Here is a 12,511-nt window from a genome sequence, read left to right on the forward strand (position 1 = left end):
GCTACTTGAGGAAGTCGGGGACGTCCAGGTCGTCCTCCTTGCGGCGGGCGACCTCCTCCTCGAAGATCCGCGGGACCTCGAGCTGGCTGGTGCCGGCCTGGTCCGGGGTGAGGAACGCCGGGACCTCGGCGGCCTGGCGCCGCTCCTCGTCCGGGCCGACCGGGCGCGGCGGGACCGCGGCGTGCGCCGCGGTCGTCGTCGGCACGGCCGCGGCCGGCGGGATCGACGCGGGCGCCTGCTGCGCGGCCTGGCCGCCGCCGGCGGAGACCTGGCCGAGCCCGCGGCCGTCGCGGCGGACCACCGGGGCACCGCCGTCGAAGCCGGCCGCGATGACGGTCACGCGCACCTCGTCGCCGAGGGCGTCGTCGATGACGGCGCCGAAGATGATGTTGGCCTCGGGGTGCGCGGCCTCCTGCACGAGGCGGGCGGCCTCGTTGATCTCGAACAGGCCGAGGTCCGAGCCACCCTGGATGGACAGCAGCACGCCGTGGGCGCCGTCGATGCTGGCCTCGAGCAGCGGCGAGGAGATCGCGAGCTCGGCCGCCTGGACCGCGCGGTCCTCCCCGCGGGCCGAGCCGATGCCCATGAGGGCCGACCCCGCCCCCTGCATCACGGACTTCACGTCCGCGAAGTCGAGGTTGATCAGGCCCGGCGTGGTGATGAGGTCGGTGATGCCCTGCACACCGGAGAGCAGCACCTGGTCGGCCGAGCGGAACGCGTCGAGCACCGACACCGAGCGGTCGGAGATCGACAGCAGGCGGTCGTTCGGGATGACGATGAGGGTGTCGACCTCGGCGCGCAGCGCCTCGATGCCCGAGTCCGCCTGCACGGTGCGGCGGCGGCCCTCGAAGGTGAACGGGCGCGTCACGACGCCGATGGTCAGCGCGCCGAGCGAGCGGGCGATCCGGGCCACGACGGGCGCGCCGCCGGTGCCGGTGCCGCCGCCCTCGCCCGCGGTCACGAAGACCATGTCGGCGCCGCGCAGGACGTCCTCGATCTCCTCCGCGTGGTCTTCGGCGGCCTTCTTGCCGACCTCCGGGTCGGCGCCGGCGCCGAGGCCGCGGGTCAGCTCCCGGCCGACGTCGAGCTTGACGTCCGCGTCGGACATGAGCAGGGCCTGGGCGTCGGTGTTGATGGCGATGAACTCGACACCCTTGAGGCCGACCTCGATCATGCGGTTCACGGCGTTGACGCCGCCGCCACCGATGCCGACGACCTTGATGACCGCCAGGTAGTTCTGCGGAGCTGCCACGGTGGGTGCCTCTCGTTGCGATGTCGACGAACCTTCACCCTCAACTAGAGGGTTATAGTTATGTCAGTTCTGTCTAGGTGTGACGGTATGTGGCGCGCCCGGGTCGTTCAACGACCGGTGCGCGCGTGTCGGGCCGGGATCACCCGACGACCGGCATCGTCGGGGCGGACACGTCGTACCGCGCCGAGCCCGCCGTCTCGGGCGCCGCGCGCAGGGCCTGCAGGACCGCCACCTTGAGCGCCGAGTCCTGCGCGCTCCCCCACTCGACGGTCGCGCCGTCGCGCAGCGTGAACCGCACGGTGTCCCGGGTGCCCGCCGACACCTGGCCGATGGCCCCGAGCAGGTCCTCGGGCAGCGCCTCGAGCACGCCGAGCGCCGCCGACAGGATCCGGGCCTCGCCCACCGGGACCTCGACGACCGGCAGGCCCTCCGGCGGCACGTCGGACCGGCCGACCTTCACGCCGTCCTGGTCGACCAGGGCGTAGCCGGGCCCCGTCGCGTCGTCGCCGTCGGCGTGCTGGGCGACGTCGGACGCCTCCGGCACGGCGGCGACCGGCTCGCGGGACTCCAGCTGCACCGCCAGGCCGTGGGGCCAGTCCCGGGTGACGGCCGCGTCCCGGACGCCGGGCACGTCGAGCAGCCGCTGGCGCAGCGCGGCGGTGTCGAGCCGGGTCAGCGGGGTGCCCGCCTCGTCGTCCACGACGTCGCGCACCTGGTCGACGGCGACCACGGTCCCCGCGCCGGTGACCCGCACCTGCTCGGCGTCGAGGGCGAGCGCCGGGGACAGCAGGAGCAGCCAGGCGAGGGCACCGACCACGACGACCGAGCCCGCGGCGATGAGGATCTGCCGCCAGGCCAGCCGGCGCCGGGCACGGGCGCGCTCGGCGAAGCGTGCGGCCGACCCCTGGCTCACCACCGGGGGGCGCACGGGGAACGCGCCGGTGCGCGGGGCGAGCGCGGCGGAGCCGGAGGTGCGCCCGCCGCCGGGAGCCGCAGCGGCCGCCGGCGTCTCCGCCGTCCGGGGGGTGCCGGCACCGGGGGTTCCGGCACCGGGGGTGCTGGTCCGGGCGCCGGTCGCGCGCGGCACCGCCGGGCGGCCGTCCGTGCGCGGGGTCGCCGGGCGCCCGGCCGCCGGGACCGCCGCCGTGGGGGCGGTCCCGTCGCGGTCGTCCGGGGTGGTCCGGGGCGCAGGACGGCGTGCCGGGGCCGGCCGCGGCGCCGCGGGGCGCGGCGGATGCGGCGGACGCGGGCGCTGCGGGGGCGTCACGCCTGCTCCGCCTCCGGGGCGGTGCCGGGGGTGCCGTCGCCGACCGCGCCGGCCTCGGCGTCGTCGCCGGCCGGGGCGGCGTCGGACTCGCCGGTGCCCGCGCCCGCCAGCGCCGCCAGCACGACCGGGCCCAGCTCGGTCACGTCGCCGGCGCCCACGGTCAGCACCAGGTCGCCGGGCGCGGCCGCCGCGGCCACGGCCCGTGCGGCCTCGTGCCGGTCGGCGACGAACCGCGCGCGTCCGGGCGTGGGCACCCGCTGCACGATCGTGTCGCCCGACACCTCGGGGTCCGGGTCCTCGCGGGCCGCGTAGACGTCGGTCACGACGACGGTGTCCGCGAGGTCGAGCGCCGCGCCGAACTCGGTCGCGAACGTCCGGGTGCGCGAGTACAGGTGCGGCTGGAACAGCACGTGCACCGCGCCGTCGCCGGCGACGCCCCGCGCGGTCCGCAGCAGCGCCGCGACCTCCGTCGGGTGGTGGGCGTAGTCGTCGACGACCCGCACGCCCGCGGCGGTGCCCCGGTCCTCGAACCGGCGGCCCGTGCCGCGGAACTCCCCCAGCCCCGCGGCGACGGCGGCGGGGTCGGCGCCCACGGCCCAGGCCGCGAGGTAGGCGGCGGCGGCGTTGGCGGCGTTGTGCTCGCCGGGGACGGCGAGCGCGAGGTCGGCGCCGGGCACCTCGGCCGTCCGCGAGGTCAGCGTCGTGCGCCAGGTGCCGCCCGCGGCGACGACGGGGCCGACGACGAGGTCCGGCCCGAGCTCCCCGATCGAGGCGTCCGTGCCGTAGGTGAGCACGCGGACGCCGCGCCGGGTCAGCCGCTCGCCGACCTCGGCCACCAGGCGCGCCGCGCCCGGGTCGTCGAGGCACGCGACCAGCGCGCCGCCGTCGAGCACCCGGTCGGCGAACGCCGCGAACGCGGCCTCGAACGCCTCGGTGGTGCCGTAGTGGTCCAGGTGGTCGGGCTCGACGTTGGTCACGATCGCGACCGCGGGCGCGTAGGCCAGGAACGAGCCGTCCGACTCGTCGGCCTCGGCCACGAACGCCTCGCCGGCGCCGGTGCGGTAGCCCGGGGTCGCGCCCTCGGGGGTCAGCACGGTCCCGCCGATCGCGTACGACGGGTCGAGCACCTCGTCCGCGCGCCCCGCCGCGGTCAGCGCCGTGGCGACCATCGCGGACGTCGTCGTCTTGCCGTGCGCGCCGGCGACCGCGATGCCGATGCGGCCGGCCATGAGCGCGGCCAGCGCCTCGGAGCGGTGCAGCACCGGCAGGCCGCGCTCCCGCGCCCGGGCCAGCTCCGGGTTGGTCTCGCGGATGGCGCTCGACAGGACGACCGAGTCGACGTCCTCGACGTGCGCGGCGTCGTGGCCGACGTGCACGGTGACGCCCGCGGCGCGCAGGCCGTCCAGCGCGGGCCCCTCCTTCGCGTCGGAGCCCGACACGGTCAGGCCGCGCGCGGCCAGCAGGCCGGCGACCGCGGACATGCCGGCGCCGCCGACGCCGACCAGGTGCACCCGGCCGAGGTCCGCCAGCGCGCCGACGGGCGCGGCGGCGTCCCGCGCGGGGGGGTCGCCGGAGCCCGCCGCCGCGACGACCGGGGTCGCCACCGTCAGCGGCGGCGACGCGGGCACCGCGCCGGCACGCCCGGCCACGTCGTCGTCTCCGGGCACGTCGAGGGCCGCCCCGTCCGCCTCCGCACCGGCCGCCTCCGCCGCGACCCGCTCGGCCTCGGCCCGCTCGGCGGCGAGCCGGTCCTGCTCCGCGCGCTCGGCCCGCTCGGTCTCCTGCGCCGCGGCCCGCTCGGCCGCCGCGCGCTCCGCCTCGGCCCGCTCCGCCGCGAGCCGCTCGCCCTCGGCCAGCGCGTCCTCGACGAGGTCGGCCACCCGCCCGGCCGCGTCCGGCACGCCGACCCGCGCGGCCGCCTCGCCCATCTCGCGGCGCCGGCCGGCGGCCTCGGGCGCGAGCAGCGGCAGCAGGTGCGCGGCGATCCACTCCCCCGTCAGCGCCTCGTCCGCCACCAGCACGCCGCCGCCCTCGGCGACGACCGGCTGGGCGTTGAGCCGCTGCTCGCCGTTGCCGACCGGGAGCGGTACGTACACCGCGGGGATGCCGAGCGCGGCGAGCTCGCTCACCGTGCCGGCGCCGGACCGGCAGACCACCAGGTCGGCGACCGCCAGCGCCTGCTCCATCTCGGCCAGGTACTCGCGCACGTGGTACCGCTCGGCGCCGGGGACCCCGCGGACCGCGGAGCGGACGTCCTCGGCCTTGCCCGCCCCGGTGAGGTGCAGCACCTCCGCGCCGGTGGCGAGGATCGCGCGGGCCTGCGCGGCGACCGCGCGGTTCACCGACAGCGCGCCCAGCGAGCCGCCCGTGACCAGCAGCGTGACCCGCTCGGGGTCGAAGCCCAGCTCCGCCGCCGCGCGCCGCCGGGTCGCACCCGCGTCCGCCGCGCGCTCCGCCAGCAGGTCCACGATCTCCGGGCGCAGCGGCAGGCCGGTGACCCGGGCGCGCGGCAGCCGGGTCCCCGGGAACGTCACGGCGACGGCGACGGCGCGCCGGGCGCCCAGCCGGTTGGCGAGCCCCGCGCGGGCGTTCTGCTCGTGCACGACGACCGGCACGCCCCGCGACCGGGCGGCGAGGTAGGCGGGCGTGGACACGTAGCCACCGAAGCCGACGACGGCGCCCGCGCCGAGCTCGTCGATCGCGGCGCCCGCGGCGTCCACCGCCTCGCGCAGCAGCCGGGGCAGCCGCACCCAGTCGACGGTGGGCCGCCGCGGCAGCGGCACCTTCGGGACCACGAACATCTCGAGCCCGCGCTCCGGCACCAGCCGCGCCTCGAGCCCCTCGGCGGTGCCCAGGGCGGCGACCCGCAGCTCGGGGTCGCGGGCGCGCAGCTCCTCCGCCACGGCGAGCAGCGGGTTCACGTGCCCGGCCGTGCCCCCGCCGGCGAGCAGGACCGCGCGCGGACGGGGCTCGGCGCCCTCCGCCGGGCCGGTGGGGGCGTCGGGTGCGGTCACGGTGTCCTCCGGGGTCACGGGCAGGCGGGTCGGGCGCGGCGGTGGCCGCTCAGGTCGGGGTGGGGCGCGCGCGGTGCCGGGTCCCGGCGGCGCGGCGGCGGTCAGGCACGGGTCCGGCCGATCACGGCGAGCGACCGGCGGACCACGCTGGGCCGCGCGGCGAGCGCCTCCGCGGCGCCCGGCTCGGTGCGGGCGAACGAGATGACGACGCCGAGCGCGACCAGCGTGGTGATCAGGGCCGAGCCGCCCGCGGACACCAGCGGCAGCGGCACGCCGATGACCGGCAGCAGGCCGACGACCACGCCCATGTTCACCAGCGCCTGGCCGATGATCCACGCCGCGACACCGCCGGTGACGATCTGGGCGAACGGGTCGCGGTGCCGGGCGATCACCCGGAACATCGCGAACGCCAGCACGCCGAACAGCGCGAGCACCAGGAGCGTGCCGATCAGGCCCAGCTCCTCGCCGATGATCGCGAAGATGAAGTCGTTGTGCGCCTCGGGCAGGTACGACCACTTCTCCCGGCTCTGGCCCAGGCCGAGCCCGAACCAGCCGCCGGTGGCGAGCGCCTGCAGGCCGTGCTTGGTCTGGTAGCAGCCGGCGGTGACGTCGCACGTGCCGCTGAAGAAGTTGAGGATGCGGCCGACCCGGTTCGTGCTGCCGATCGCCAGGGCCGCGACCACGGCGCCCGCGAGCACGCCGGCGCCGGCGAAGATCCGCATCGGCACACCGGCGACGAACAGCGCACCCGCCACGAGCAGGATCATGATCATCGCCGTGCCGAGGTCGTGCCCGAGCAGCACCAGGCCGATCGCACCGCCGGCGATCGGGATCGCCGGGACCGCGGCGTGCTTCCAGTCGTCGAACATCGGCTGCTTCCGGACGAGGATCATCCCGAGCCACACCACCAGGGCGAGCTTGAGCGCCTCGGACGGCTGGGCCGAGAACCCCGGCAGGTAGATCCAGCCCTGGTTGCCGCCCTTGCTCCGGCCCAGCGGGGAGAAGACCAGCAGCTGGGCGACGACACCCAGGCCGAGCAGCGGCCACGCGAGCCTCTTGTACGTGGCGGGCCGGATGCGCGAGGCGAGCCACATGAGCGGCAGACCGATCATCGCGTACTGCGCCTGCCCGAGGAACACGGTGTACGGGGACTTGCCCGACGCCAGCGAGTCCACGGACGACGACGACAGCACCATGACCAGCCCGAGGACGAGCAGCAGCAGGCTGGCGCCGACGAGCAGGTAGTAGCTCGTCACCGCGCTGTTCCACTGCCCGAGGCGGGAGGGGCGCCGCTCGGCGGCGCGCGGGGCCGGGGCGTCCGTCGTCTGTGCCATCGGCGCCGGGGTCACCCCCTCGGGTGCAGGGCGCGCACCTCGGCGGCGAACGCCTCGCCGCGGGCGGCGTACGAGGCGAACTGGTCCATCGAGGCGGACGCGGGTGCGAGCAGGACCGTGGTGCCGGCCGCGGCCCGGGTCTCCGCCAGGCGGCGGGCCTCGGTCACGGCGCGGGACATCACGGACCCAGTGTCACCGGGATCCACGCGGACGACGGGGACCTGCGGCGCGTGTCGGGCGAGCGCGTCGGCGAGCGGGGCGGCGTCCACCCCGATGAGCACGACGGCGTGCAGCCGGTCGGCGCGGCGGGCGACGAGCTCGTCGAACGTCGCGCCCTTGGCGAGGCCGCCGGCGACCCACACGACGCTGCCCTCGGCGAACGAGGCGAGCGAGGCGGCCGCGGCGTGCGCGTTGGTGGCCTTGGAGTCGTCGACGTACCGGACCCCGTCGACCTCGGCGACGGTGGCGATGCGGTGTGCCCCGGGCGCGTAGGCGCGCAGGCCCGCGCCGACGGCCTCGGGCGGCACGCCGTGCGCGAGCGCCAGCGCCGCGGCGGCCAGGGCGTTCTGCACCACGTGCGGCGCCAGCCCGTCCGGGCCCGCCAGGTGCGCCAGGTCGTCGAACGTCGCGAGCTCGGCCGCGTGCGTGTGGCGCAGCGTCGCGAACCCGCGGTCGACGAGCATCCGGTCGACCAGCCCGACCTGCCCGACCCCGGGCGAGCCGAGCGTGAACCCGACGGCCACCGCGCCGTCGGCGACCTCGGCCTCGCGCACGAGGTCCTCGGTCGTGCGGTCGGCCGCGTTGTACACGCAGGCGACCTCGACGCCGGAGTAGATCCGGCCCTTGTCCGCCGCGTACGCGTCCAGGGAGCCGTGCCAGTCGAGGTGGTCGGCGGCGACGTTGAGCACCGCGGCCGCCTGCGCGGCCATCGACTCGGTGTGGTGCAGCTGAAACGACGACAGCTCGACCGCCAGCACGTCCAGAGCCGGGTCGGTCGCCGCCAGGACCACGGGGGTGCCGACGTTGCCGACCGCGGCGGTGCGCCGCCCCGCCGCCTGCAGGACGGACGCGAGCATCTCGACCGTCGTGGTCTTGCCGTTCGTGCCCGTGACGGCCAGCCAGGGCGCCGGGCCGTCACCGGTGTCCCGGTCGACGCGCAGCCGCCAGGCCAGCTCGACCTCGCTCCACACCGGCACGCCGGCCGCGCGGGCGGCGGCGAGCAGCGGGTGCGCCGGCGGCCAGCCGGGCGAGGCGACGACCACGTCGACCCCCGCGAGCCCGTCGCCCGCGAGGAACGCGGCGACGTCGCGGACGTCGGCGTCCTCCGCCCGGTCGTCGACGGTCGTCACCCGCGCGCCGAGGCCGGCGAGCACGTCGCGCGCGGCGCGCCCGGACACGCCGAGCCCCGCGACGACGACCCGCGCCCGGCCCAGACCCTCGGCCCCACTCAGGTCGGCAGCCACGGTCAGCCCGTCACCCACTCCGCGTAGAAGATCCCGATGCCCAGCGAGACGAACAGCCCGGCGATCAACCAGAACCGGATGACGATCGTGACCTCGCCCCACCCCGACAGCTCGAAGTGGTGGTGCAGCGGGGCCATCTTGAACACCCGCTTGCCGGTCATCTTGAAGAAGCCGATCTGGATGACGTCCGACAGCACGATGATGACGAACAGGCCGCCGATGATCGCGGCCAGCACCTCGGTGCGGGTCACGATCGAGATGCCGGCGAGCGCGCCGCCGAGGGCGAGCGACCCGGTGTCGCCCATGAAGATCTTGGCCGGGCTGGCGTTCCACCACAGGAAGCCGAAGCACGCGCCCGTGACGGCCGCGGCGACCACGGCCATGTCCAGCGGGTCGCGGGTGGCGTAGCACTTGAGATTCTCCGCGAGCCCGCAGCGCTGGTTGAACTGCCAGACGCACACGATGACGTACGCGCCGAACACGATCAGCGACGACCCGGTGGCCAGTCCGTCGAGCCCGTCCGTGAGGTTCACGGCGTTCGACCAGGCGGTGATGAGGAAGTTCGCCCAGATCACGAACAGGATCGCGCCGATCGTGGCCCCGGCGAACGCCAGGTCCAGGCCGGTGTCCCGGATGAACGAGATGCTGGTGGACGCCGGCGTGCGCAGCGTGGCGTCGGGGAACTGAAGCGCCAGCACCGCGAACGTGATGCCGACGAAGCCCTGGCCGACGATCTTCCACCGGGCGGACAGCCCGAGGCTGCGCTGCCGGGAGATCTTGATGTAGTCGTCGAGGAAGCCGACGACCCCCAGGCCGGTCATGAGGAACAGCACGAGCAGCGCGGACGCGCTCGGCAGGTTCCCGGTGACCAGGGCCGCGACGCCGAAGCCGATCAGCGTGGCCCCGATGATGACCACGCCGCCCATCGTCGGCGTGCCGCGCTTGGTGTAGTGCGCGGTCGGGCCGTCCTGGCGGATGAACTGGCCGTACTGCTTGGTGACCAGGAAGTTGATGAACAGCGGGGTGGCGAGCAGCGCGACGACCATCGCGACGCCGCCGGCGACGAGGACGGAGATCATGCCCGCACCCCCGTGTCCGTCAGCAGGTCTCCCAGGCGCCACAGACCGGCGCCGTTCGACGCCTTGAGCAGCACCACGTCACCCGCGCGCAGCTCGCGCTCGAGGAACGCGGTCGCCGCCTCGACGTCGTCGACCATGACCACCTCGTCGCCCCAGGAGCCCTCGCGCTGCGCCCCGGCGAAGATGCCGAGCGCGCCGGACCCGACCACGACGGTCAGGCCGACGTTCAGCCGGACCACCTGGAGGCCGATCGCCTCGTGCTCGCGGCGCGCGTCCTCGCCGAGCTCCATCATCTCGCCGAGCACGGCCACCGACCGGCGCTCGCGCCCCGCGACGACGGCGAGCGCGCGCAGGGCGGCCCGCATCGAGTCGGGGTTGGCGTTGTAGGAGTCGTCGATGACCGTGATCCCGTCGGGGCGGTCGACCACGTGCATCCGGTGCGGGCTGATCGCGTCCGCGGCGGACAGGCCGGCCGCGACGTCCGCGAGCGGCAGCCCGACGGCCAGCGCGGCCGCCGCCGCGCCCAGCGCGTTGTGCACGTGGTGCTCCCCCACCAGCCGCAGGGTGACCTCGGCGGTCTCCCGCGAGCCGTCGCCCTCGACCGGCGGCACCCGCCCGGCGTCCAGCGTGAAGCCGGCGCGCCCGGCGCGGTCCACCCGCAGGCCCACCGCGCGCACGTCGGCGCCCGTGGTCGTGCCGAAGGTGGCGACGGCCGCCGGCGCCTGGCTCGCCATCGCGAGCACCCGCGGGTCGTCCGCGTTCAGCACCGCGACGCCGTCCGGGGCCAGCCCGGCGACGAGCTCGGCCTTGGCGCGCGCCACGGCCTCGATCCCGCCGAAGCCCTCGAGGTGCGCGTGGCCGACGACCAGCACCACCGCGACGTCGGGCGGCGCGATGTCCGTCAGGTAGGTCAGGTGCCCGATCCCGGAGGCGCCCATCTCGAGCACGAGGAACCGGGTCCGCTCGTCGGCGCGCAGCACCGTGAGCGGCAGGCCGATCTCGTTGTTGAACGACTTCTCCGGGGCGACCGTCGGGCCCGCCGCGGCGCACAGCTGCGCCAGCAGGTCCTTGGTGGTGGTCTTGCCGACCGAGCCGGTGACGCCGATGACCCGCAGGTCCGTGCCGCCGGGCTCGACCGCCGCCTCGCGCAGCCGCTCGAGCACCACGCGGGCCAGGTCGCCGAGCGCCTTCTCGACGTCGTCGACCACGACCACCGGCAGCGCCGTCGGGCCGCCGTCGTCGGGGCCGTCCTGCGTCACCGGGCGGGAGCCGAGCACCAGGGTCGCGCCCGAGCGCACCGCGGCGGCCGCGAAGTCGTGGCCGTCCGCGTGCTCGCCGGGCAGCGCCACGAACAGCGAGCCGGGCTCGACCTGGCGGGAGTCGACCACGACCGGGCCGGTCACGACCGTGGCCGGGTCCAGGTCCTCGGGGTGCAGGCGCCCGCCCGGTCGCTGCGGCCACCTCGGCCGCCGTCATCGCGATCACGCGGTCTGCTCCTGCGCCTCGCGCGCCGTCAGGGCGGCGTCCGCCGCCCGCAGCACGTCGCGGTCGTTGTACCGGTGGAAGACCCCGGCGATCTCCTGGGTCGGCTCGTGTCCCTTGCCCGTGATGATGATGGTGTCCAGCTCCGTCGCGAGGTCGAGGGCGTCGTGGATGGCCTGGGTGCGGCTGACGGCCTCGTGCACGTCGGCCAGCGCGGGGCGCTCCTCGCGCACCCCGTCCAGGATGGCGGCCCGGATGGACGCGGGGTCCTCCGAGCGCGGGTTCTCGTCGGTCACGACCAGCACGTCCGCGAGGCGGGCGGCGATCCGCCCCATGAGGGGCCCGCTTGCCGCGGTCGCGGTCGCCGTCCGACCCGAAGACGATGACGAGCCGTCCGGGCGTGATCGGCCGCACGGCCTCCAGCGCCAGGACCAGCGCGTCCGGGGTGTGCGCGTAGTCGACCAGGCACAGCGGACGCGGGCTCGCGCCGCCGCGGCGCTCGATCACGCGCTCCATCCGGCCGGGCACGCCCGAGGCGGTGCCGACGGCGTCGATCGCGACGTCCAGCGGCACGCCGGCGCGGTGCGCGAGCACGATCGCCAGCGCGGCGTTCGACACGTTGACCAGCCCCGGCAGCGGGCTCGCGGCGCGGTGCCCCGCGCCGTCCGGGCCGCGCAGCGTGAAGGTCGAGCCCACGCCGTCCAGGCCGACGTCGGCCTCGGTCACGGCCCAGTCGGCCGTCTCCCCCTCCGGGGCGCCGACGTGCGTCGCGACGGTGTCGACGGGGATCTCGGCCTGGTCGGCCAGCCGGCGGCCCCACTCGTCGTCGACCACCACGACGCCGCGGCGCGCGTGTCCGGCGCGGAACAGCTGCGCCTTCGCGCGGAAGTAGCCCTCCATGTCGCCGTGGAAGTCCAGGTGGTCGCGCTGCAGGTTCGTGAACCCCGCGACGTCGAGCTCCAGGCCGTTCATCCGGCCGAGCGCGAGCGCGTGCGAGGACACCTCCATGGCGGCGGCGGTCGCGCCGAGCTCCAGACCGCGGGACAGGATCGACTGCACGACCGGCGCCTCGACCGTGGTGCGGGGGCTCTCGACGGCCTCGTCGCCGATCTTCAGCTCGACCGTGCCCATGACGATCGTCCGCTCGTGCTGCCGGCGCAGCGCGGCCTCGACGAAGTACATGGTCGTGGTCTTGCCGTTGGTGCCCGTGACGCCGACGGTGGTCAGGCGGCGGCCCGGGTGGTCGTGCAGCTCGGCGGCCAGGACGCCGGCGATCGCGCGCGGGTCGTCGGTCACCAGCACCGGCAGCGCGCGCACGGCGTCGTCCGCGGACGCGGCCAGCACCTCGGCACCGGCCCGGTCCGTGACGACCGCCACGGCGCCGGCGGCCGCGGCCTGCGCCGCGTGGGTCGCGCCGTGGGTGTGCGCGCCGGGCACGGCGACGAACAGGTCGCCCGGGAGGGCGTCGCCGCTCGCCACGGTGACCCCCGATGTCGCGAGCTCCGCCGGCAGCGCGGCACCGGCCCTGACGAGCCCGAACGCGTCGGCGAGGTCGGCGACCCGGCGGCTGTGGGGGTGCTCCGGCCGCAGCCGGCCCTGCGGGGACGTCATAGGGAGAAT

General features: G+C 76.4%; 7 protein-coding genes and 2 pseudogenes. All 9 read right to left on the minus strand.

Annotated features, from left to right (window positions below; genetic code table 11):
• Position 1: 1 nt before the first annotated feature.
• Positions 2-1,252 carry a cell division protein FtsZ gene (gene ftsZ, locus FKM96_RS01720; protein ID WP_147793783.1) on the minus strand — a complete coding sequence of 417 codons (1,251 nt, stop codon included), beginning with the start codon at positions 1,250-1,252 and terminating at the stop codon, positions 2-4.
• Positions 1,253-1,391: 139 nt separating this feature from the next.
• Positions 1,392-2,339 carry a cell division protein FtsQ/DivIB gene (locus FKM96_RS01725; protein ID WP_147793784.1) on the minus strand — a complete coding sequence of 316 codons (948 nt, stop codon included), beginning with the start codon at positions 2,337-2,339 and terminating at the stop codon, positions 1,392-1,394.
• 176 nt (positions 2,340-2,515) lie between these two features.
• Positions 2,516-5,533 carry a UDP-N-acetylmuramate--L-alanine ligase gene (gene murC / locus FKM96_RS22035; RefSeq protein ID WP_147793785.1) on the minus strand — a complete coding sequence of 1,006 codons (3,018 nt, stop codon included), beginning with the start codon at positions 5,531-5,533 and terminating at the stop codon, positions 2,516-2,518.
• A 101-nt stretch (positions 5,534-5,634) separates the two neighbouring features.
• The gene (gene ftsW / locus FKM96_RS01735) at positions 5,635-6,867 is read right to left on the minus strand and encodes a putative lipid II flippase FtsW (protein ID WP_147793786.1); all 1,233 of its coding nucleotides are present in this window, start codon (positions 6,865-6,867) and stop codon (positions 5,635-5,637) included.
• An 11-nt stretch (positions 6,868-6,878) separates the two neighbouring features.
• Positions 6,879-8,330 carry a UDP-N-acetylmuramoyl-L-alanine--D-glutamate ligase gene (murD, locus tag FKM96_RS01740; RefSeq protein WP_246855137.1) on the minus strand — a complete coding sequence of 484 codons (1,452 nt, stop codon included), beginning with the start codon at positions 8,328-8,330 and terminating at the stop codon, positions 6,879-6,881.
• Between the two features lie 2 nt (positions 8,331-8,332).
• Positions 8,333-9,409, minus strand: a complete 1,077-nt coding sequence (mraY, locus tag FKM96_RS01745; RefSeq protein ID WP_147793787.1) for a phospho-N-acetylmuramoyl-pentapeptide-transferase — start codon at positions 9,407-9,409, stop codon at positions 8,333-8,335.
• Positions 9,406-10,894 (minus strand): annotated as a pseudogene (gene murF / locus FKM96_RS01750) (UDP-N-acetylmuramoyl-tripeptide--D-alanyl-D-alanine ligase). The gene mraY and the pseudogene murF overlap by 4 nt, the downstream one beginning before the upstream one ends.
• Entirely contained in the window at positions 10,891-11,226 is a 336-nt protein-coding gene (locus FKM96_RS21205; RefSeq protein ID WP_246855139.1) for a glutamate ligase domain-containing protein, read from the minus strand. The pseudogene murF and the gene FKM96_RS21205 overlap by 4 nt, the downstream one beginning before the upstream one ends.
• 55 nt (positions 11,227-11,281) lie before the next feature.
• Positions 11,282-12,502: pseudogene (locus tag FKM96_RS01755) on the minus strand (Mur ligase family protein); the annotation flags it as partial.
• Positions 12,503-12,511: the final 9 nt, after the last annotated feature.

This window comes from Cellulomonas sp. Y8, assembly GCF_008033115.1.
In the GTDB taxonomy this organism is placed as follows: domain Bacteria; phylum Actinomycetota; class Actinomycetes; order Actinomycetales; family Cellulomonadaceae; genus Cellulomonas.